Raw genomic sequence first — 21682 nt, forward strand, 5'->3', positions numbered from 1 at the left:
GCAGCACAAGGGATTTTCTCATTTTGCGATCGCAATCAACCCCTAACCTGTCCAACCGCTTCATCCGTACTTAATTCTTTTCCCCAGATTTATCCCGATTAAATATAGATTCTGTAAATCAAAAACACAACCAAGGTACATCTACGGATAGATGCGGTTATCGTGCGATATACAGATGCAGATTGGCCCGCTTTTGGATGAGTGGCTTATGTGAATGTATGCAAAAGCACAACTCACAAGGGGGACTGCTTGATCTCGTCAATTCATGACTTAGATATCTGACGAAATTACTGGGAAATTAACATGAGTGTCAGCGATTTAAGAGACTTTGAACATAATGCAGTCATCGAAACCGATATCTGCATTATTGGTTCTGGGCCAGCCGGATTATCGATTGCCAAAGAGTTTGCTGGCTCGAACATTCAAGTCTGGGTTATCGAAAGCGGTGGCTATACCGAAGAACCAGACACTCAAGCCCTCTACGACATTGAAAGCGTCGGCGTTCCCCGCATGCCCCAGGAGCGAGTCCGCAATCGCATCTTGGGCGGCAGTACCCATACCTGGTTTGGTCGCTGCGCTCCATTTAACGAAATGGACTTCCAGCGACGCGATTGGGTACCTTACTCTGGCTGGCCGATTGAGCTAGAGAGCTTAACGCCATACTTAGAACGAGCAGGCAAAAACTTAGGTTTAGGCCCCAGCTACTACGATCAACGGCTTGAGCAGGCATTAAATGCCTCTGCCTCAGCACCTAAGTTTGATTCCAGCTTATTGAGCAACCAGTTTTGGCAGTACAGCAAAGTTTCTAATACCAACCGAGAGCCTGTGCGCTTTGGGCCAAATTTCTTCCCCAAGCTAAAGGATGTGCCCAATATTCATGTGCTGATGCACGCCAACGTGACGCACATTAACACCAATCAGCAGGGCACCAAAGTTGAGTCCGTCGATGTCAGCACGCTAGAGCATAAGCAGGCTCGGATTCAGGCAAACGTCGTCATCCTCTGCTGCGGTGGCGTAGAAAACGCTCGTCTATTGCTGGCCTCTAATCGGATTGTGCCGCAGGGCGTGGGCAACCAGAACGACACCGTTGGCCGTTTCCTAGCCGACCATCCCGGCACCGTACTGGGCACGTTTGCTCCCAAGCACTTCACCAAAATCAACAACTACTTCGGCAACTACTGGCTGTTTAACCAAACGGGCAAGCACTACTACAACCGAGGTATTGCCCTCAGTCCAGAGATCCAGAAGCGAGAAGGTTTGCTAAACTGCGCCGCTTACCTGAATCCCACCACCGCTGACGATGATCCGTGGGAAGCGATCAAGCGATTGCGCGATCGCATCAAGAAAGTCCGTCAGGTTTCAACCCCTATGCATCGGGACGTATTAGCGCTTTTGGCGCATCCCGATACGGTAGCACAGGGGCTGTATCAGCATCGCGTGGTGAAGCGCCCACCCGTCAGCCGGGCCAAAGAACTGGAAGTGTACTGTCTCACCGAGCAGCTACCCAATCCCGACAGTCGCGTCATGCTGTCTGAGCAGAAAGACGCGCTGGGAATGCCGCTATCTAAGATTGACTGGCGGATTAGCGACTTGGAAAAGCAGTCGGTGCGCCGTTTAGGCCAACTCATTCAGCAGGAATCGCAGCGGCTCAAGCTGCCACCGCTGATTTTAGAAGACTGGCTAGATTCTGACGAACCGTGGCGGCATCGCATGAAAGATCGCTCCCATCCCACCAGCACGACACGGATGTCCATCAATCCGAAGGAAGGCGTAGTTGATCCAAACTGTCAGGTGCATGGCGTCGATGGCTTGTTTGTCGCTGGCAGTTCGACCTTTCCCACCACGGGATATGCCAATCCAACGCTAATGATTATTTCCATGTCGATTCGGATTGCAGACTGGCTGAAGGCAACTCACTTCCGCTCATCACAAATCAGCCAAACGGCCTCTGCGCTTGAGCTAGAGACGGTTGCGTAATATTCCTACTCCATAAACAGCAAAGGGGGCAGTTGTGACTGCCCCCTTTGCTGTTTATGTTTACTGTTTATGTTTATGAGTCGTTTGCGTTTGCGATTTACCAACGCTTATCGTCTTGCTGTTTGCGTTCAATAAATGAATCCCAATCTTCCCAAGGTTCAGCATCTGGATTGGGTTCCGCCGACTGCGGACTCCCAGAATGGTGCTGACTTGCCTCCCCCTGCGGATGGACTGGATCAGGCGGAACTTGATCGCGCCATTGAGGATTTTCAGGGCTGTAGCGATCGCGGTTATCGTCTACATAATCTGGCTCGCTGTAGCCAGGGTCACTGGCATAGCTATCATTTTGGTAATCATCACTGTAGCCACTATCATATGGATCACCATAATCGTCTGGTGTTTCAGCCTCTGGATATTGGGGCGGCGTGAGGACTCGGTAATCGGCGTCATAAACGGTTTGCGGATCAATCGTCTCCGGTTCGTCATCGTCGCTGCGATCGTAGATATTATCGACATGACCACCCGCATCCCCAGCTTTACGATAGCTGTAGGAATAGGCGGAACCGGAACGATAGGTTTCTTCTGGTTCCTGAGCGACCTCGTAGTTTGGTGGCTCATAGGTACGGGGTTCGTAGTCGCGCGGCGGAGGCGTATAGGTTGAGTTGCGATCGCGCTCTAAATCCTCTAATTCATCAAACTCATCTCGCGGTGGCTGAGGCCGATGCAAATTTTCATAGCCTTCCCAGTCTTCCCACTCTTCCAAACCGCGATCGCGTTCGTCCCAGTCCATATACTGGCGGCGCGAAAACTGTCCCCAGTTCGACATCCAATCTGAGATCTTCCGTCCAGCTTGGTTGACGGGATTGGCTGCTTTAGACCGAGTACTGGCCTGGTCTGTCCCGTAATTCGCCCTGTAATCCGGTTCGTAGGCTGACTGATAGTCCGAGCGATAGCCCGAGGCGTAGGCTGAATCGGAACGCGGCGTGGCCGAAGCCGAAAAGCCGTAATTCGTGTCATAAGACTGACGATTAGTGGATCGATCGCGTGGTTCATCCTGGGGCGGCACGCTGAAACCAGCAGGGCGGCGTCGCCAACCCTCACGGGAGGGAGGACGAGTCGTGAGTAGCGCGATCAGGATTGTGACTAAACTGCCCAGTGCGATCGCACATAGCAACCAAAACGCCAGCGGCAGCGCCTGAGTTTGTCCCCCCAAAAAGACGAGCGGTAGGGAGGGCGACAGGTTCTGTATGGTGAGCACGACCAGTGCCACCAAGACGACAACGAGTAGAATGAGACGCTTCCAAGCCATGACGTGATCTTAGCGAATGGGATTGAGAATTATTATGTTGATTTTGGTGTCATTTTCCACGGTGTTGGACAAAATCATCCATTAGCGTATCTTTAGAGGGCATCTATGAAGTTGAGGAATGTTTAAGATCGGTAGTAGTTCAGTAGTGGTGAGGTGGTTTTCAAACTTATTACCTACACATCACTACCGTTAATTACAATCAACAACATCCATTTCGCCCAAAATTCGCCAAAGAGTTGAGCTGACATGCAACAAGTCCTTTATATCCTGGGAGAACTCATCGATGACGACGTGGATTGGATTTTGGAAGTGGGTCAGCGTCAAGAACTGCCGGCTGGAGAAATTTTGATTCAAGAAGGCGTCCCCGCAACCGCCTTGTTTTTAGTCCTAGAAGGGACACTCGGTGTCACGGTCACTGGCGTTAAACACGAATTGGCTCGCTTGGTCACAGGTGACATCGTGGGCGAAATGTCGTTCATTGATTCGCGACCGCCCTCTGCTACCGTTAAAACGCTAACCCCCTGCTTGCTGCTGACGCTGCCCCGTGAAAAGCTAGCCGAGCGACTCAATCTCGATACGGGCTTTGCTTCTCGCTTTTACCGAGCCCTGGCGGTCTTGCTCTCCAACCGCCTACGGGGAACGGTGCGGGTGATGGGCAGGCGGGTCAGTCAGCCCGACGATACAGAATTCCACGATCAAATGCAGGAAGAAGATTTATCGCAGGATATGTCTGAGAATGTTGCGATCGCAAAAGTGCGATTTGACTGGTTGCTCCGTCGCCTCAAAACCGGCCAAATCTAGTTCGCCTAATTTCAAGAACCCAAAGCGATGATTTTGCTTTTCTGCAAGATTCAAGCAAGACCACTAAAATGCCGCTATGTGAACAAACGCAACGCCATGTTACAGCTTTGTTTCAGAGCGATAGGGCGTAAGCTGTTAATCTCTGTCGAAAGGTAGAACTTCATCTTGCGTTGGATGTATTTTGGGGCTGTACTCCATCGTCAAAGAGATAGAATGTGGCTGGAATGGCAGTTGTCACCAATATAATTTTTCGCAATCTTGTTCGTAATTTTTGCTTGTAGTTTTGCGATCTTGTAATTGATGCAATCGACTGCTAATCGTCAACCGATTAACAGCAGATCGACAATAAAATTAACTGAAATTTGCTGCGATCGCAGTGCGATCGCGCATCAATTGCATTGAGCCAAAGCTTAGCCTAAACATTAAGTCAGCCTTAATTTTCATCGCTTTCAGAGCATGAAATGGCTCAATGGCTGGGGGTTAATCCACTTATATTCACGTGATTAATCCACATTCAAACACTACAGCTCGCACGAAACAGATTGCTAAAGGTTGCCAAGCTAAAGCGAGCCATTCGTGCTCTAGCTCCCATTGAACTCAATTGAATAATATGCGCGATACCCCATCGGCTTCTGAACGAAGTCACATCGTTAATCAGTTGGGACAATTTTTCCGTTCCCGGCTGCGATTCATAACATTAGGATTTGTCGTCTTTTTTAGTATCTTATTTTTTGGAATTTCAGTCCTCTCCCAGCAGCCTGTGCGTCTGACCGTGCTGATGCAGGCGCTCGAAGGCGCACAGTGGCAGGGCATCATTGAAGAATTTGAGGCGCAAAATCCAGATATTCAACTAGATATTGTTGAAGGGCCAAATGCTACTAACCTGATTGAAGACCTGTATACATCTTCGTTTTTGCTGGGTGACTCTCCCTACGATTTGGTCTACATGGATATTGTCTGGGTGCCGAAATTTGCAGCAGCAGGCTGGCTCCAGGATCTATCAGACCAAGTTTCACCCGAAGAACTAGATGATTTTCTAGAAGGCGATGTCAACGGCGGACGCTACGAGGGCGGCCTCTACCGAATGCCTTTCCGCTCCGACGCTGGTATGCTCTACTACCGTGAGGATCTGCTCACACAGGCCGGGCTAGAACCCCCCGAAACAGCGCAGGAACTGGTTGAAGTCTCAAAACAGCTACAGGAATCTGTTGATGCAGATTGGGGCTACGTTTGGCAGGGTCGGCAGTATGAAGGACTGTCGGCCATGTTTGTTGAAGTGCTGGAAGGCTTTGGTGGCTATTGGGTTGACCCCGACACCCGCGAAGTTGGGCTAGATCAGCAAGCCGCCATAGATGCGATCGCATTTTTAAAAAACACGATTGACGAAGGCGTCTCACCACCGGGTGTCACCACCTATCAGGAAGAGGAAGCCCGTCGTTTATTCCAAAGCGGCGAGTCCATCTTTATGCGGAACTGGCCCTATGTGTGGCAGCTCGCCAATTCAGATGACTCCCCCGTACAAGGCAAAATCGCCATTAAGCCCATGATCCATGCCCAGGGCTTCGACAGTGCCGCCTGTCAGGGTGGCTGGGGCATTGGCATTTCTCGCACTACCCCTCATCCAGAGGAAGCGTGGCGAGCCATTGAATTTTTCACCAGCCCGGAGATCCAAAAACAGTTCATCTTAAATAACGGTTACGTGCCCAGTCGGCGTTCTCTCTTTACCGACCCCGACGTAGTGGCGCAGTACGAATTTATGCCGGATCTGCTAGAGGTGGTGCAAAACTCAGTCTTGCGGCCACCGATTGCCCAGTATGCCCAGGTTTCTGATATTTTGCAGCGCTACCTCAGCGCCGCGCTAACCGAACGGATGTCGCCAGAAGATGCGATGAATGCCGCCGCGCGGGAAACGCGCCAAGTGCTCGGCACATAAATCTAGGGACGTAAATTGAGATTTGAATTGAACCCATGTTGAACTTAGATACCGTTGAAAAACGAGAGCGGTTCACGGGTTGGCTCCTGTTAATCCCAGCGCTGATTCTGCTCGCGCTGGTTTTCGCCTACCCCATTGGCCGCGCCTTCGTGCTCAGTTTATTCACCGAAAACCTGGGCACTAACCTACAGCCCGAATTTTCTGGATTGAACAACTACGTCCGGATGGCGGGCGATGGTCGGTTCTGGGCCAGTATCTGGAACACGACCGTCTTTACCTTTTTTGCCATTGTGCTGGAGTTAACCCTCGGCATGGCGATCGCACTGGTGCTGAATCGCGCCTTTCGCGGTCGGGGCGCAGTACGAACGATTGCCATTTTGCCTTGGGCGCTGCCCACCGCGCTGATCGCCCTCACCTGGACGTGGATTTTTAACGACCAGTTCGGCGTTTGGAATGACATTTTGCTGCGGCTAGGCATTATCGATCAGTCCATTAACTGGCTGGGCAATCCCACACTGGCGCTGATGGCTACGATTGCGGCAGACATCTGGAAGACCACGTCGTTTGTGGCGATTTTGCTGCTGGCGGGTCTGCAATCCATTTCAGAAGATTTGTACGAAGCTCATGCCATCGACGGAGCCTCCCCCTGGCAAAGCTTTCGCCAGATCACCTTACCGCTCCTGATGCCGCAGATTTTGATTGCCACCCTGTTCCGCTTCGCCCAGTCCTTCGGCATCTTCGACCTGATTCAAGTGATGACTGGAGGTGGGCCAGCCGGGGCAACCGAAATGGTTTCGCTCTACATCTATGCCACCGTCATGCGCTATCTCGACTTTGGCTATGGTGCAGCGTTGGTGGTTGTGACCTTTTTAGTCCTGATCATTGCAGTTGCGATCGCAGCTTGGCTGATTTCCAAAGTTCGTAAGCAGGCCGCAGGAGTATAACCATGACAACCACAACACCCCCAACCAACACTGCGCCAGCCCACGATCGGCCCAAAGTGACGATCAAGGGCGTGCTGCTGACAATCTGCGTCATCTTAGTTATCGTGTTCAGCCTCGCGCCTGTCCTGTGGCAGTTGCTGACCTCGTTTAAGACCAACGACGCGATTTCGGCAGTTCCCAACGTCTATTTTCCCGGCCCCGATCAGCTCACGCTGGATCACTATCTGGATCTGTTTCGGCGGCGGCCCTTCCACCTGTACATGTTTAACAGTGCGCTGGTGTCGATTATTTCCACCCTGTTATGCCTGGCACTGGGTGCGCCTGCTGCCTATGCCCTGGCGCGGCTCAAACTACAAGGGGAACGGGTCATTGTCACGCTGGTGCTCGTCGTGACGCTATTCCCCTACATCCTGCTGTTTTTGGGCCTGCTGGAAATTGTGCAAGCACTGGGATTGGCCAACAACTATCTGGCGCTGATCATTCCCTACACCGCCATCAACCTGCCGCTGACCATTTTGGTGATGCGCAGTTTCTTTCAGCAGCTGCCAAAAGATCTAGAAGATGCGGCCAAAGTCGATGGCTACAGCATTTGGCAAACCCTGACGCAAATCGTGCTGCCCATGACGCTGCCAGCCCTAGTCACGACGGGTATTCTGACATTTATCTTTGCCTGGAATGAGTTTATTTTTGCGCTCACCTTCATGACGGCAGAAACCAAGAAAACCATTCCGGTGGCAGCAGCTCAAATCGGCGGCTCCTCAGTTTTTGAAATTCCCTATGGCCCAATTGCAGCTGCAACAGTGCTGGGTACGTTGCCCCTGGTGCTGCTGGTGCTGTTCTTCCAGCGCAAGATTGTCCAGGGTCTGACCTCCGGCGCGGTTAAGGGTTAAAAGCTGAAAACGTTCTTCCACAGTCCTAGAGCACGATCCGAGGGAGCAGGGGAGCAACGATCTCTGATCTTTCAAACTGGTCTTTCAAACTGGAAGCGGCTACAGATATTTACGCTGAAACTACGTTAAAACCACTATGTCTAAACTTGAAATCAAAAACCTCAACAAAACCTATGGCCCTGGCATTGTGCCAGTTAAAAATATTTCCCTATCGGTCGATGAAGGCGAATTCCTGACGCTGCTGGGGCCATCCGGCTGTGGTAAATCCACCACGCTGCGCCTGATCGCCGGACTAGAACAGCCCACCCGTGGTGACATCTTTATCGGCGGCAAACGGGTGACATCCGTGCAAGCGGGCGATCGCAACATCGCGATGGTGTTCCAGAGCTATGCGCTCTATCCCCACATGACTGTCTATGACAACATGGCCTCCGGCTTGAAGCTGCGCAAGATGCCCAGTGATGAGATTAAACGTCGGGTTCGCGAGGCCTCTCAGCTCTTAGGTCTAGAAAATCTATTCGACCGTAAGCCCAGCAACCTGTCCGGTGGTCAGCGCCAGCGGGTCGCTCTGGGTCGGGCACTGGTGCGCAACCCAGATGTGTTTCTGCTAGATGAACCGCTGAGTAACCTAGACGCACTGCTGCGGGAACAGGTGCGGGCTGACCTGAAGCAGCTCTTCGAAACCCAGCAAGCGCCAGTGGTTTACGTCACCCACGACCAGGTGGAAGCGATGACGCTTTCCAGTAAAGTGGCCGTTTTGTACGAAGGTGATGTGCAGCAGCTCGACCCACCCGAACGGATTTATACTCATCCGGCTAATCGCTTTGTGGCAGGCTTTATTGGCAGTCCACAAATGAATATCTGGAACCTGCCGATTGATGGCGGCAAGGCCATGCTGGGCAAGTTTGGCTTTCCCGTGCCCGATGCCGTCCGTTCTGCGCCGGAGGTGCTGCTGGGAATTCGCCCAGAACATATCCGGCTGGCTAGTCCTGATGATGCCTATACTGTGCGCGGCAAGGTTTTTCTGGTTGAAAATCTGGGCATGAGCAATTTGCTCAGTGTCCATGTAGAAGATTCCAATTACACCATTCGAGCATTATTGCCAGCGGAGCATCGGTGGGGTGGTGAAGAGGTGGCACTTGCGATCGCACCTCGGATGATTCACTGGTTCGACAGCAACACCGAAGCTCGCATTCCTGAAACGGAGAAAGAACACGCCGTCGTATCCTAATCAAACAAGCAGTGAAAGACTGACTAAGTCAGTCTTTCACTGCTTGTTTCGGCGCAGGGTTTAGAGATCTAGGTTTTATTACGCCCAGGTATTAATAGTCGGTAGCAAATTCCGGATAAAAGCTGTAATTGACGCAGATAACACCTAAATGGGTTCCAAACTCAAAAAAATTTAGATTCACTAAACATACTTAATCCATCTATAAAGTTGTAGTTAAGAACCCGCAGAACCACTGTAGTCATTCGGTTCAGCCTCCAGTAGGATAAGCAATAGATCAAGGGGTGCTATTGCTTCATCAGAAAAGATTATGTAGACCATCAGGGCGATTGCCTTCCTACTGAACGTGGAAGCTATTTTGCAAACACTCCTTAATGAATTACAGCAAGCGACGGGCGCTTCTGAGCAAAGCTGTCAGGCTGTTGCTCAGCGGCTTTATGCCGAGGTGCAACGCGTTTGTACTGAAAGCCATCGCATTCAAACATCTGGCGATATCGAATCTTGGGCGCGATCGCTCATTCGTCATCGTCGCGATCAGTGCCTCAAGTATTATAAATTGGGTTCCCGGCAAGGGCGTGTTGAGCTGCACAGTACGCTCAGCGCCATTGTCTATCGCTATATGTCACCGCCCCAAGTGCGGTCGAGCTATCAAGCTCGCTTGACGATCATTGAAGATTTTCTACAAGGATTCTACCTGGAAACCTTGAATGCGTTTCGGCGTGAGAATCAGATGCCGGACGATTATTGTCCTCGCACGCTGCTAGAGCTGAGTGAGTACATGGCGTTTAGCGAACGCTATGGCAAGCGGCGGATTCCGTTACCGGGTCGCCGCAGCCAGCAGATCATTATCTTACGCGCCAAAACGTTTTCTAAGCAGCAGCCACCGGAACTGTCAATTGATTTAGAACAAGCCACCGAAGCAGGCACAGATGACGACCAGCCGCGCAGTGCAGCTTCAGCACAGCGAGTTCGGGAGCAGATTGTCGCGCAGGCACCCGAGCCAGCCGGAAACGCCCTGCGCGATCGCGTGATTCAAGAACTTGTGGACTACTTGCGAGAGCGCAATCAGGAAGACTGTGCCGCCTATTTTGAACTGCGGCTGCAAGACCAATCAGCTCAGGAAATTGAACAAGCTCTAAATCTGAATCCGCGTCAGCGAGACTATTTGCAGCAGCGGTTTAAGTACCACTTGACTCGCTTCGCCCTGTCTCACCATTGGGAACTAGTGCATCAGTGGCTTGAAGCGGATTTAGAGCGCAACCTAGGATTAACGCCTGAAGAATGGCGACAGTTTCAGGCGGAACTGCAAGAACCACAACAGCAATTGCTGGCCTTAAAATTATCTGGGTTAGAAGATGCTGAAATTTTACGGGAGCTTGGTTGTACTGCAACCCAGCTTCAGCGACAATGGTCGAAACTTCTAGAGCAAGCTTGGGACATTAGAAATTGCTCAATGTCCGGAGCAGGGATATTAGGTGATGAATAGAGACTCAGAAGCAGCAGAGAGTTTACTTCGGTGGCTCTTACAGTCCCCTCACGATTATCCAGATAGGTCATCAGGGGCAGATGCCGACAGGGATAGTGAATCCTTGTTCGCTGAGGAGGCTGAGCTGCCGTCACACGAATCATGGGATCCACTGGATTCAGAAGATTTGAGTGATCATTTACCGTCTCGTTTGGGATTTCACATTCCAGATGAAGGCGCGGAATCCTCATCACTTGCGTCGGGAGAAAACTTTACAGTGAAACATCATGTGTATGCCCTGCTCAAACGTCGTTTGAGAATTGAAATTGCACGAAAGCCCCCCTTATTTCCTTGGGAAAAAGAAATTCAAGACTATCCGCTAGACTATGCAGACTGCGTAGAAGCAGAAGCGGTTCCTGCCATCTTTTGGGAGACCCAACTGCGGGAATTTCAGTGGCCAGTGGCGCTACCAGCTTCGGTCATGGCAATTTTGATTGAGCGGGCGCAAGCGGCAATCCAAACCTCTATGAAGTCTGGTCTAAAACTGGTTCAGGTGGTTGAAACCCTGTTTCCAGATGAGCTGCCTACCCTCAACCATTTAGCTGGTGCGGTGCTAATGTCTCCTAATCGGTCTGGACTATCCAGCCTCTCAGCGACAGAACTACCCTCCAGCTACGAGGATGCGGCTCCGGTACAGCAGATGGTATTGTCCCTGCTCGCCGCTCGCGATTTGTTGGACACGCTCACGTTCAAACTCTCGCCAGAACAGCCCCTGCTGGAGCGGCAGTGGCACACCTCAGTGGGTGAGATCAAGCTGCAGCTGCAGTACAGTCCTCAGCAACTGACAGTAGACGCTGAACTGCCTACAGGTGGGCGAATCTGCTTGGTCAATAGCGCTAATGATGTGCGCGATCGCAACTTCGACTCTGCGGTTCTGGCCAAACAGCGAGAGGATGCGGGTACACTAAACTTAGTCCTTACTGCCCCCCCAAATCCATCCCTGCACTACTTTGATTTGATTCTGTCGTCGTCTGATCCATCACCGATTCGGTTTGCGATTCAGATTGGCCCAGATGAAACCCTATAGAAACGTTTTTAGTTTTCTGTAAAAGTCTCGTGATGCGGGACTTTTACAGAAAGCCTGCCTAGGTGCGGCCTAGATGTGGCTAGATTACTAAATTGCCAGATTGAAGAAGGTGTCACGGTTGGATGTTTGGGGGTAGGTCGTAAGCGATCGCAGTTCTTGAACCTGTACTTCAACCACTATGCCAGTTGCGGATCGTTCCACCCGTTCAGACGCCAAGCGTAGTTCATTGCAACAAGCTCTAGATGACCTACAGCAGCGGCTTCAGCCTACTGAACCGACTCAGACTGAAGACTCCATCACGCTGCGAGTGCTGGTGCAACTGCTCGTTATCGTCGGGATTCTGTCCATTACTGTGGCTTCGGCTGGCGTCACTAGTACTTCACTGCTCAACTTGCTGGCCATTCCGTTCAGCGCCATTGGTGCCGTGTGGAGCTGGTATCGTCGCCATCAGCGCAATGTGATTGTCAAATTCTGCATTGCCATTGGCATGCTGCTAGCACTCGGGCTGTTTTTTATGCGCCTATGGGCCGAACCGGGTGACACGCGTATTCTATTGGCCGAACTGCTGATCCATCTTCAGGTTCTACACAGCTTTGATTTGCCGCGCCGGAAGGATTTAGGCTACTCGATCACGATTGGTCTCATTCTCCTCGGCGTAGCCGCGACGATTAGCCAAACTTTTACCTTTGCCCCACTGCTGCTTATCTTTTTAGCGATCGCACTGCCGGTTCTGGTACTGGACTATCGATCGCGCATTAATTTACTGAAGCAGGGCTGGCAACCGCTGAAAACAAATCTATCTATTCGCCGCCTGCTTATCATGCTGGCGATTACGCTGGGGCTGGGACTGCTGATTTTCGCATTCTTGCCACGCCTACCCGGATATCAGCTCGAAACCTATCCAGTTAGCTCCACAATTGACTTCAAGGGCAGTTTTGATGGTCGTGGCATTAATAATCCGGGCTATGTTCAAGAGGGAGGAGAAGGCAGCGGGTCTGGCGGCCTTAATTCGTCTAGATTAGAAGGCCCCGGTGTAGCAGATTCTCGCTTTTACTATGGGTTTAATCAGCGGGTCAACCTGAATCTGCGCGGTGAGCTAAAGCCTGAGATTCTAATGCGAGTGCGATCGCAGGCCGCTGGCTTCTGGCGAGTGCTGGCGATGGATCGCTATACAGGCCAGGGCTGGGAAATTTCGCGGAATGACAATACGTTTAAGCTGGATCGCTCCAGATGGTCTTATCGCTTTACAGTGCCACAAAAGTCCTCCATCCTACCGACCCAGGATGTCGTTCAGACCTACACAATGGTGACGGACTTTGTGAATCTGATTCCGGCCCTCTATGAGCCAGAGCATCTTTATTTTCCGACCGAGCAGATTGCAGTCGATGCGGAAGGTGGCTTGAGATCACCTCTGATTCTGACGCCAGGCTTAACCTATACGGTTATTTCCGAGGTGCCAATTCGCGATCGCACCGCACTGGGTCAGGCAAGTACCGACTATTCTGAATCTATCCGCAACCACTATCTGCAAATTCCGGCTGACATTCGCGATCGCATCCGCCAGAAAGCACTGGATTTGCTGGCTGAATCTGAACAGCCCATCACTAAACCCTATGAGCAAGCGCTTTACCTAGCCCAAGCCCTCAAACAGCAGTACGAAATTCAGCCTGACATGCCGTTTTTGGAGACAGATGAAGATTTAGTTGAAGCGTTTTTATTCAAATACAACGGTGGTTATCCGGATCATTTTTCCACCGTGCTCACCGTCATGCTGCGCTCGCTTGGCATCCCCGCCCGGTTAGTCATGGGCTTCGCGCCCGGTGAGTTCAATCCCTTCACAGGCTACTACGTGGTGCGAAACACCGACGCGTACGCCATGACAGAGGTATATTTCCCTCAATTAGGCTGGTTTGCTTTCGACCCCATTCCGGGGCATGAAGTGGTTCCTGTTTCCATTGAAGATCGGGAAACGTTCAGCACGCTGCAACAGATCTGGAGCTGGGTCGCAGGCTGGTTGCCCTCGCCAGTTGCAGGCTTTTTAGGGGCCATCTTCAGCACGATTGGTAACATACTGACCTGGTTCATTCAGCTCTTTTCCAACGGCTGGGTCGGCATCCTCACTGGCCTCGGCATTACCACGCTACTGGGGCTAGCTGGTTGGCTGCTGTGGGGACTCTGGCAGGACTGGCGCGATCGCAGATGGCTAGCCAAACTACCACCGATGGAGCGTCTGTATCAGCAAATGGTGCGATCGCTGACTCACATTGGCTATCCCAAATCTCCCATTCAAACGCCGCTGGAATATGCCCAAAAAGCCCATACCCACGTCAACACCGAACGCGCCAACATCATTGAAGAAATCTCCCAAGCCTATGTCCAGTGGCGCTACGGCGGCTACAACCCTGATTTGAACCACTTGCAGGAACGATTAAAATTACTGCGTCGCCGCTCGTCGGCCAAGTCCAAACAGCCCTCATAGATGCTGTATAGTTCTGTTGCTGTTGTATGCTTGCATCTCAAAGTTGCAAGCATACAACAGCCAAAAAGCAGATAACGTTGCGATCGCAATTGAGCTCACTCCAAAGCTAGTCGTCAAGTTTGCTAGGATTGGCTACATTCAGGCATAGTCGCTATAGTTTTCCAGCAATGAAATTCTTCACCAAACCTGAACCCGACCAGCGCGATCGCGTTCCCCCCGGCCAGCATCTCGCCAAGGGATTTCCCGTCTTAACCTACGGTCAGACACCGGAGATTTCATTTGAAGCTTGGGAATTCAAAATTTGGGGGCTGGTAGACGAGCGAACATTTACCTGGCAAGACTTCCTTGACCTGCCGCAGAGTGACTTCACTGCTGACTTTCACTGCGTTACCACCTGGTCCAAACTGGATGTGAAATGGACAGGAGTCAAAGTCACTGACTTCATGCAAGCGATTCAAGTTGACCCCAAAGCTACTCACATTCAGCAGCACTGCTACGGCGGATACACCACCAATTTGACACTGGATGATTTTGTGCGGGAAGAAAACTTCTTTGCCCATACGCTGTTTGGCGAACCGCTGCCGCCAGAGCATGGTGGCCCTATGCGAACGGTCATTCCCCACCTATACGCATGGAAAAGCGCCAAGTGGATCAACGGCATTGAATTTTTAGACCACGAAGAACTCGGCTTCTGGGAGCGCAATGGCTATCACCGACGCGGCGAACCTTGGGCGGAAGAGCGCTATAGTAGCCGATTCTTCTAGCGTATCTGTCGCTAGTTATGGCTACTTGACGACTACTTGAATAGTGGCATCAGAGTCGATGGGCGTTGCCTACCGACTCTGATTTTCTTTCCTATCTCCTTATTAGCCGCCGTTGCATTACTCTGCGGCTGCAATGTTAACCGGAGCATCCATGATGATAGCTTTGAAGGGAATGACACCGGACTTTTCGCTGCCTAAACATTGAGCCGCTCGATGAGACAGGTCCAGGTTGCGATTCTCGATGTAAGGCCCTCGATCGTTAATGCGGACAATTAAGGACTTATTGTTTTCGAGATTGGTGACTTTTAAGTAGGTGTCAAATGGCAAAGAAGGATGGGCGGCAGTCAGCTCCCCTTTGTCAAATATTTCTCCGGTTGCTGTGAGCCGACCATGAAACCAGGGGCCATACCAAGAGGCGCGACCTTCTATCTGCCGTGATGTTTCTTGGAGGTCATACATGTCTGCCTGTATTTGAGCAACATCCAGTGGTGCACCGTGAAAGATCTTGCGCAGGTGGTTGAGCCAGTCAATCGCTAACAGCGTATTGTCATTGCTAAAGGCTTGAGCTAATTCATCGGTGACAACGAGCAGTGGTTCCCCATCTAGCGCATCCTTGATATAGATAGCGGGCTGATCCTGAAACAAGCGCAGCTGAAATCGTTCTGGCTCAAGCGACGTACTCTCTGCCAAGACGGTACGCAGTTTTTGAGCAACCGCTTCAGCCTGCTCTGCATCCATCAGATTGAGTGCGACTTGCTTTCCGACCCAGACCTGGAATAGCTGTGAGTTCTGAGGCAACGTGGAACGATGGGCACACGTAACATGCTCTGACTGTTCTGTAAGAGCGGGTGCTGATGCTGTAGCGACGGTCGATGATTTTGATGCCTTGACGATGATTGGGGTGTAAAGCGTATGAGGCTTGAAGCGTTCTGCAGATCTCGTGCGGTTGGCTGGCGAGGTTGCGGATGAAGCAGATTTGTTGTCAGTTGTCGTATCCGCTGCTGATTTTTTACTAAATAAATCTTGATTGGCCGACCGGGGTTGCGATTGATGGATCACACTAGATGAAGCGGATTTCTCAACAGAATCAGGCCTCGTTTTAGCTGAGTCAATAAGGTGTGCTCCGGCTGAGTGGAGCCAAGTTTCAGAGTGTTTGGCTAGCTGATCAGGCTGAAACTGTACGTCCCTGCCTGTAATCAGTTCAGTTTGTTCCGTAGCAAGTTCAACAACAGCGGATAGGGTATCCCAATGGGAGGGAGAATGAGCCGGACGGGGATCGACGTCGGCTGGTGCAGCAGACATTGTCTGGACTGATGCTGATGTAGCTTTGCTTGATGTCGTTTTAACTGAGGAAACGGTGTGCGCTAGTACAGCAGGAATGGAAGTTGAAAGATCAGCAATAAAACTAGCCGTTTTTGCCTGTTCATTATTTGCCTGTTCATTAAAAGTTGAGGTTAAAGAGCCCCTGGATGTATCAAGCTGATACGGCTTGATTCCGGAGTCACTTTCGATCGATGCAACCAAAACAAGCTCAAAAAAGCTCATTTTAATAACCCTGTAGTGAACAACTAATCCGAAGTCATTTCGTATAGTGGTTTAGTATAACGGACTGGGGATCATCGCAAATCCCTTGTCTGGTGGATGATCCCCGTTAAGAAACGACGGTTAATCTACCTATGGGGCAGTTGCCATGAAGATAGTTTTCTGGAGGTGTGAGTGATTCATCCCTTACGGGGTAGGGGTTACACCCATCATGCCTGGGTGCCAACTTATGTGTTTTTACGGAAAAGAGTAGGCTGGCTTGTGTGAAATTCATGTAAAGATTACCCTTCTTATTAAAATTTCTTATGAAAGAAATTGATCCACTCTCAATTCGGCATCGTTTAGCTGCGCATTTGGCTGAAATTGTGCGCGATCGCAATCCTTATTTGAACCAGGGGGATCACTTTTGGGTGCAGCGTTACATCCGGCAGCAGTTTGAGCAATTGGGTACCGTTACGACCCATGAATTCGACGTGCGGGGACGGACTCACACCAACTGGATCGTGAATTTGCCGTTTCAGCCTGTGTCGAACCGTGACCAAAATCAGAATGAAACCCGTGCTTACGCGCACTCCCCTGCCGCACCCAGCAAGCGGCAGAATCGCCCCATTCTAATTGGCGCTCATTACGATACAGTGCCGGGTTCGCCAGGTGCCGACGATAATGCTAGCGGCGTAGCGGTTTTGTTCGAATTGGGTCGCTTGCTGACGGAATTTCCGAGTAACTGGCCAGTTCGGCTAGTTGCGTTCGACATGGAGGAATATGGGTTATCGGGCAGCCGGGCCTATGCTACCCACCTCAAACGGCAGCGGCAAAAACTACGGCTCATGCTGGGTCTAGAAATGCTGGGCTACCGCAGTTCAGAGTCCGGTTCTCAGTCCTACCCGCTTTATTCACCTGGCCTGCAATTGTTCTATCCTGACCAGGGCGATTTTATTGGTTTAATTGGCAATCTGCGCGCCATTCCCGATCTGCGCCATTTGAGCAGAGCAATGCGGCAGGCTAAAGCTCAGTGCTACTGGCTACCTGTACCGCTCTTAGGTTGGGCAGTACCGGATACCCGCCGCAGCGACCATTCGCCCTTCTGGGATCGCGGCGATCGGGCCATCATGGTGACCGACACGGCAAACTTGCGAAATCCCAACTACCACAAGCCCAGCGATACACTGGACACGCTCGATTTAGATTTCCTTACTCAAAATTGCCTAGGACTATTTGAAGGAATTCGTACGTTGCCTTAATTCAACTTTGTCTTTAAGAATAAGAAAGAGGGCTGTGCATGCACAGCCCTCTTTCATTCAACGGAGAGGGAGGGATTCGAACCCTCGTTAGAGTTACCCCTAAACAGCATTTCCAGTGCTGCGCCTTCAACCACTCGGCCACCTCTCCAGGGGGTATTTAATTGTCGCGTTTGACACGCGAACTTTATCCTAGCAAACTCTGGTACCCGTGAAAATGGGCAACCGTAACTTATTTCATTATTTTGCCCAGAAATTTACGCTGGAAATTGTTGCGATCGCACCAAACCCCACAACTTTTGCGTAAGATCAAAGCTGACCTGACCGTTATCTGTGTTGGTATTCAGCCTCAATGACTTTATCTAAACCTGCAACCTGCACCCACACCATCCGCATTCGTCATCGTCAACGCGGCGAAGAATATACGGTGCAAGTCCCCGAAGATCGCTACATTCTACAAACTGCTGAGAACCAAGGAGCCAATCTGCCCTTTTCCTGCCGCAATGGAGCCTGCACAAGCTGTGCTGTGCGCGTTATTTCAGGTGAACTAGAACAGCCAGAAGCCATGGGGCTATCTCCTGACTTGCGTCGTCAGGGCTATGCGCTGCTGTGCGTCAGCTATCCCCGCTCTGACTTGGTCGTTGAAACCCAAGACGAAGATGAAGTGTACGAACTCCAGTTTGGTCGCTACTTCGGTAAGGGCAAAGTCCGCTTCGGCTTACCGTTAGAGGACGATTAAACATGCACATTCAATCAGTTTGATGACAGTTCGATGAGCGGCGCTCACCCTACGGGATTTGAAGCGCATCGTTGGGAAAGAAATCGGGTTCAACTATGATGGCTAAGGCGATCAGTTGAACCCAAGATTTATGTCTGAGCAATATAGCCCTACTGAACTGCAACTTTTTCTCGATATTGCCACTGAAGCCGCGCTGGCGGGTGGTGCTGTACTTGAAACCTACTGGGGCAACCTGGATACGGTCGAAGAGAAAGGGCGTTCAGGCGATCTGGTCACGATTGCCGATAAAGAAGCTGAAGCTGCCGTTTTGTCGGTCATTCAGCGCCATTTCCCTGAGCACGCCATCCTGGCGGAAGAGTCAGGCAAACTGGGTGACCAAGCCGCACCGCTGCTCTGGGCGATTGATCCCCTCGACGGCACCACAAACTATGCCCACCAATATCCCTTTTCCTCTACATCCGTTGGCTTATTAATTAATGGAGTGCCTGCGGTGGGAGCCATTTACGACCCGTTCCACCGCGAGCTGTTTCGGGCCGCCAAAGGACTCGGCGCAACCCGCAACCGCCGCTCCATTCAGGTATCGCAAACAGCAGATCTAAAAGATAGCCTGCTGGTAACTGGATTTGCCTACGATCGGCGGGAAACGAACGACAATAACTACGCTGAGTTTTGCCGCTTTACCCATCTGACGCAGGGTGTGCGGCGGGGCGGTTCGGCCTCGATTGACTTGGCCTATGTGGCCTGCGGTCGGCTGGATGGCTACTGGGAGCGAGGTCTGTCGCCGTGGGATTTGGCGGCAGGGGTTGTGATTGTGGAAGAAGCGAGTGGTCAAGTGACGGCGTATGATGGCAGTCCCTTTGATATTCAATCGGGACGCATTTTGGCTTCTAACGGTCATTTGCACCCAGCCATGCAGGATGTCTTACAGCAGGTACAACCACTAGAGCGATTTTGATTGATTCATCCCAGCCCACGCCCAATCAATTGATTGAGATGTTCAATTTTTGATGGAAATCGGCTATTTGACAGCCAACATCGCCCTACAACGCTCCATCTTGTTTCACAATGTAAAGAACTGGGCCTGTAGAGATTGTTTGGAACGAATGGCGCGCTTTACTCCGACTCTGACTGAAAATCTGACCGAATCGACCTCGATTGCCATGATGAAAAACATGGTGCGATCGCAGATTCCCACTCCGCTTTCGGAGCAACCGATCGAAACGGCCTACGTCAAGCAGGGCCAGTCGGACACGCCAATTGTGCTAATTGCGGGGTTTGACAGTTCGCTGCTGGAGTTTCGGCGATTGCTGCCGCTGTTGGCGACGGAGGCGGAAACTTGGGCGGTGGACATTCTGGGCTTTGGCTTTACCGATCGGCCTGCGGATGTCGAGTATTCGCCGGAGGCCATTAAGCTCCATCTGCATGCGTTTTGGCAAACGTTAATCAAGCGTCCGATAGTACTGGTAGGGGCATCAATGGGCGGAGCGGCGGCAATTGATTTTGCGCTGACCTATCCCGAATGCGTGGCGCAACTGGTGCTGCTGGATAGTGCAGGCTTTGCGGCTGGGCCGGCGATGGGTAAGCTGATGTTCCCACCACTGGATCGCTGGGCGACCAATTTCTTAGCCAGTGCCTGGGTGCGGCAAAAGATTAGCGAGAATGCCTACTGCGATCGCGCTTTTGCCACGGAAGATGCCCGCATCTGTGCGGCACTGCATTTGGAGCATCCCAACTGGGCCAAGGCGCTGATTTCGTTTACCAAGAGCGGCGGCTACAACTTCCTCAGCGACAAAATTGCCCGAATTTCTCAAGACACGCTGATTATTTGGGGAGAACGCGATCGCATCCTCGGCACGAAAGACGCCCACAAGTTTGAGAAGACGGTGGCCAATAGCAAACTGGTCTGGATTCCCAACTGTGGCCATGTGCCGCATCTGGAGAAGCCTCAAGAGACGGCTCAGCCAATTCTAGAGTTTCAGCGGCAGGGATTGACGGTTTAAGTTGCGCTGCTTGTTTGGTTACTGTGATGGTGGATCAGGGGCAAGGGAGAATACGCTTTGTTGGCAGATCCAGCGGCATTCAAGAATTTATCGATGATTTCCTGCTGATGCAGAATCCGTGCCTCTAGGGGATGAACGGGGCCAGGTGTGTAGACGCCGCTGGCATAACCCCGCTGCACCTGTTCGGTGATGGCCATGTCTTCAGCCATGAAGGTTTCGAACTCGTCTAGAAGCTGATCGACGGGTGAACTGAGAGCAGGGATGCCATAGACTTCCAGGTGAATGGTGCAGGTGTTCACCGTGACTGGATCAATTCGTATCCAAGCCAGGATGCCGTTTGGGAGTGCCAGCAGGTGCAGATTGGGGAAGATGCCGAAGGTGAAAAAGCCGAGACGGTTGCGATCGCACAAGTACTCCAACGTTGAATTCTCGGCTCGCCAGCGGGGTGTCGTCGGCGTGTATAGATAATTCACGAAGCGGTCAAACTGATGTTCGTACTGCTTCACTGGGCCTTGGATTCTATGCAGCGTGTGGCGATGGGTCACGGCAACGTGATAGTCGCACAGGGTGTTGTCGTGATAGACCTTCCAGTTGCAGGCGACGGTGTAAGTTTTGCGAATGAGGGGTTGAGTGTCGGCGGTGCGATAGCCCTGAATGGTTTCTGGTATGGGTGATAAGAACTCGGCCAGAGGCGGTGCGTCGGCATCAAAGCTGATGAAGGCAAAATCGGCCCAGGTTTCCAGTCGAACGGTGTGAAGGGAATAGTCGGCTAAGCAAAAGTCTGCTGGAAACTGCTGCTGCGCGGCGGTGCCAATCAGTTCGCCGTCTAGGGAGTAAACCCAGGCGTGATAAGGGCAGACGAGGTGCTTGGCCGGTTGGGGAGTGCTGGACTGGCAGAAGGCGGCAGCGCGGTGCGGGCAGACGTTGTGGTAGGCACGCAGATCGCCGGATTGGGTTCTGACCAACAGGATGCTGCGGTTGGCAATGTCGATCTTTTGAACGGTGCCGGGGGTGAGGTGCTGGCTGTCGCCGATGTAGAGCCAGGTGCGATGGAAGATGTGGGTTTGTTCGAGGGGTGGGATGGTGGGGGAGGTGTAGAGGTGGGGGGAAGGAGGAAGGTTGGCATTGGGAAGTGGTGTTGGGGAGGGTTTAGTTGGGAGATGTTGGTTGGAAGATGTTAGTTGGGTGTTAGAGGTTGGTTCTGAGGGGACTAGCCCCCTCAGACTCCCCCACTGGTGCGTTCCGACGCCCCAGGGTATGTCAAATAGATTGTGTCAAAGGTAAAA

17 protein-coding genes and 1 tRNA gene are annotated in these 21682 nt (G+C 51.7%); 14 read left to right on the top strand and 4 right to left on the bottom strand.

Going from position 1 to position 21682, the window contains the following annotated elements; all coding sequences use genetic code 11:
- The first annotated feature begins 303 nt into the window (after positions 1 to 303).
- A complete protein-coding gene (locus AC286M_RS34890) occupies positions 304 to 1977 on the top strand; it encodes a GMC oxidoreductase (protein ID WP_488208775.1) in 1674 nt (557 codons plus the stop codon).
- A gap of 97 nt (positions 1978 to 2074) precedes the next feature.
- On the opposite strand, the gene AC286M_RS34895 is transcribed toward AC286M_RS34890, so the two are convergent.
- Positions 2075 to 3286, bottom strand: a complete 1212-nt coding sequence (locus AC286M_RS34895) for a hypothetical protein (protein ID WP_488208776.1) — start codon at positions 3284 to 3286, stop codon at positions 2075 to 2077.
- 246 nt (positions 3287 to 3532) lie between these two features.
- On the opposite strand from AC286M_RS34895, the gene AC286M_RS34900 reads away from it, so the two are divergent.
- From AC286M_RS34900 to AC286M_RS34940, 9 genes are all read left to right on the top strand, one after another.
- Entirely contained in the window at positions 3533 to 4087 is a 555-nt protein-coding gene (locus tag AC286M_RS34900; protein WP_488208777.1) for a cyclic nucleotide-binding domain-containing protein, read from the top strand.
- Positions 4088 to 4697: 610 nt separating this feature from the next.
- Positions 4698 to 6020 (top strand): ABC transporter substrate-binding protein, encoded by a 1323-nt coding sequence (locus AC286M_RS34905; RefSeq protein ID WP_488208778.1) that lies wholly within the window; start codon positions 4698 to 4700, stop codon positions 6018 to 6020.
- A 35-nt stretch (positions 6021 to 6055) separates the two neighbouring features.
- Positions 6056 to 6964, top strand: a complete 909-nt coding sequence (locus tag AC286M_RS34910; RefSeq protein ID WP_488208779.1) for a carbohydrate ABC transporter permease — start codon at positions 6056 to 6058, stop codon at positions 6962 to 6964.
- A 2-nt stretch (positions 6965 to 6966) separates the two neighbouring features.
- Complete coding sequence (locus tag AC286M_RS34915) at positions 6967 to 7854, top strand: carbohydrate ABC transporter permease (RefSeq protein ID WP_488208780.1); 888 nt, start codon at positions 6967 to 6969, stop codon at positions 7852 to 7854.
- Positions 7855 to 7990: 136 nt separating this feature from the next.
- The gene (locus AC286M_RS34920) at positions 7991 to 9085 is read left to right on the top strand and encodes an ABC transporter ATP-binding protein (RefSeq protein ID WP_488208781.1); all 1095 of its coding nucleotides are present in this window, start codon (positions 7991 to 7993) and stop codon (positions 9083 to 9085) included.
- Between the two features lie 355 nt (positions 9086 to 9440).
- A complete protein-coding gene (gene hetZ, locus AC286M_RS34925) occupies positions 9441 to 10568 on the top strand; it encodes a heterocyst differentiation protein HetZ (protein WP_488208782.1) in 1128 nt (375 codons plus the stop codon).
- 166 nt (positions 10569 to 10734) lie between these two features.
- Positions 10735 to 11634 carry a hypothetical protein gene (locus AC286M_RS34930; RefSeq protein ID WP_488208783.1) on the top strand — a complete coding sequence of 300 codons (900 nt, stop codon included), beginning with the start codon at positions 10735 to 10737 and terminating at the stop codon, positions 11632 to 11634.
- 178 nt (positions 11635 to 11812) lie between these two features.
- Positions 11813 to 14113 (top strand): transglutaminase TgpA family protein, encoded by a 2301-nt coding sequence (locus tag AC286M_RS34935; protein ID WP_488208784.1) that lies wholly within the window; start codon positions 11813 to 11815, stop codon positions 14111 to 14113.
- A gap of 167 nt (positions 14114 to 14280) precedes the next feature.
- Positions 14281 to 14877, top strand: coding sequence for a sulfite oxidase-like oxidoreductase (locus AC286M_RS34940; protein WP_488208785.1), 597 nt, complete (start codon positions 14281 to 14283; stop codon positions 14875 to 14877).
- A gap of 117 nt (positions 14878 to 14994) precedes the next feature.
- Here AC286M_RS34940 and AC286M_RS34945 read toward each other — a convergent pair whose 3' ends face one another.
- A complete protein-coding gene (locus AC286M_RS34945; protein ID WP_488208786.1) occupies positions 14995 to 16179 on the bottom strand; it encodes a septal ring lytic transglycosylase RlpA family protein in 1185 nt (394 codons plus the stop codon).
- Positions 16180 to 16724: 545 nt separating this feature from the next.
- On the opposite strand from AC286M_RS34945, the gene AC286M_RS34950 reads away from it, so the two are divergent.
- The gene (locus tag AC286M_RS34950) at positions 16725 to 17660 is read left to right on the top strand and encodes a M28 family peptidase (protein ID WP_488208787.1); all 936 of its coding nucleotides are present in this window, start codon (positions 16725 to 16727) and stop codon (positions 17658 to 17660) included.
- 61 nt (positions 17661 to 17721) lie between these two features.
- On the opposite strand, the gene AC286M_RS34955 is transcribed toward AC286M_RS34950, so the two are convergent.
- Positions 17722 to 17808: transfer RNA gene (locus AC286M_RS34955), tRNA-Ser, on the bottom strand.
- 201 nt (positions 17809 to 18009) lie between these two features.
- On the opposite strand from AC286M_RS34955, the gene AC286M_RS34960 reads away from it, so the two are divergent.
- The 3 genes from AC286M_RS34960 (at position 18010) to AC286M_RS34970 (ending at position 20396) form a co-directional block, all read left to right on the top strand.
- Positions 18010 to 18396 (top strand): 2Fe-2S iron-sulfur cluster-binding protein, encoded by a 387-nt coding sequence (locus tag AC286M_RS34960; protein WP_488208788.1) that lies wholly within the window; start codon positions 18010 to 18012, stop codon positions 18394 to 18396.
- Positions 18397 to 18526: 130 nt separating this feature from the next.
- Positions 18527 to 19351: an inositol monophosphatase family protein gene (locus AC286M_RS34965; protein WP_488208789.1), complete on the top strand. Its 825-nt coding sequence runs from the start codon at positions 18527 to 18529 to the stop codon at positions 19349 to 19351.
- Positions 19352 to 19499: 148 nt separating this feature from the next.
- Positions 19500 to 20396 carry an alpha/beta fold hydrolase gene (locus tag AC286M_RS34970; protein WP_488208790.1) on the top strand — a complete coding sequence of 299 codons (897 nt, stop codon included), beginning with the start codon at positions 19500 to 19502 and terminating at the stop codon, positions 20394 to 20396.
- Here the strand turns inward: AC286M_RS34970 and AC286M_RS34975 are convergent.
- A complete protein-coding gene (locus AC286M_RS34975; protein WP_488208882.1) occupies positions 20393 to 21655 on the bottom strand; it encodes an aromatic ring-hydroxylating oxygenase subunit alpha in 1263 nt (420 codons plus the stop codon). The genes AC286M_RS34970 and AC286M_RS34975 overlap by 4 nt on opposite strands.
- Positions 21656 to 21682 lie beyond the last annotated feature (27 nt).

The organism is Thainema salinarum CENA647 (assembly GCF_057732415.1).